A 1,058-nucleotide genomic window follows, 5' to 3' on the forward strand; every position below is an offset into this window, starting at 1 on the left:
GCAGAACGAAGCCTGTCAACAGACTGGTCAACACCACGCCCCAGTCCCACCTCGGTTCACCCCAGAAAAACAGGGTTGGCATCACGATCCATTGATCCGTATGGCGTACCGGTTCCGTCCAGCCTAGCACAGCAAACAAGATCCAGCCGGCCGCCATCCCGAGCAGCACGGCAAAGCTGGCAAACCGCTTCGTTCGCAAAAATATCAGGACCAGAGCAACGATTAATACGGAAACCAGGGCGATCCCGGGACTTACTTCTTTCGCGTGCTGATAGCCAATACCCAGCATGCCCGATACGATGCTGCTGCATAAGGACACTGCCAGAAGCACCATGTATGTGCCTGAAACAAGAGGAGTAAACCAGCGTTGGATTTTTCCGATCCACCCGAGCAGGCCAAACAAAAAGAACATCGCACCGGCCAACAGCAGCCCAAGCTGGAACGACTGCCCGATTTCCCGCGGAGCGATACCCACACTGGTTCCGATTTGCGCCAAAATGATAAAGATTCCCCACCATAGCCCTGCCGGCCCTTCGATCATCGGATATCGATGGCCGATCCATACTTGCAGGAAGGACGCCAGTCCGACGAAAAACATGGTCTGCTGCATCAGGAGGCCGACCTCATCAGGGGTAAGTCCGTAAATGTCTCCAATCGCCAACGGTACGGCGACACTGCTGGAGACAGTGACGATCATCCATTGCAAAGCTGACAGAATGGTCGTTCCAAATGGAGGCTTCTCATGTAACCCATATCCCACTTCTCACACCTCTACTCTCGATTCCCATCTGCTGAATCACATCGCAGAATCCTACTCTTACGGCGTCGACGATCCTTCAAAAGAAAAGAGAAAGCACGCCATGGTAAGCGTGCGTTTTGTCTATGCCTTCAATAAGGATAGCATTCACTGAAGAGCGTCAGGGAATCCTTTTCGTGACCTAGTTATTTTAACATAAGAGGACGAAATGTGTATCTGTGAATCTGCTCCCGACCACATTTTGCAGGAAGGCGATTATGCTCATTTGCTTGGCTTTATTCTAACAAGGAAGCGGCTGAAG

The 1,058-nt window shown here is 51.7% G+C and carries 1 protein-coding gene; it reads right to left on the minus strand.

All coding sequences use genetic code 11. The features are described from left to right. Positions 1 to 760 (minus strand): purine/pyrimidine permease (locus EDM54_RS25735; RefSeq protein WP_183189189.1); only part of this gene is annotated, 760 nt, incomplete at its 3' end. Positions 761 to 1,058: the final 298 nt, after the last annotated feature.

Origin of the sequence: Brevibacillus borstelensis (genome assembly GCF_003710865.1) — a bacterium.
Classification (GTDB): Bacteria; Bacillota; Bacilli; order Brevibacillales; family Brevibacillaceae; genus Brevibacillus; species Brevibacillus borstelensis.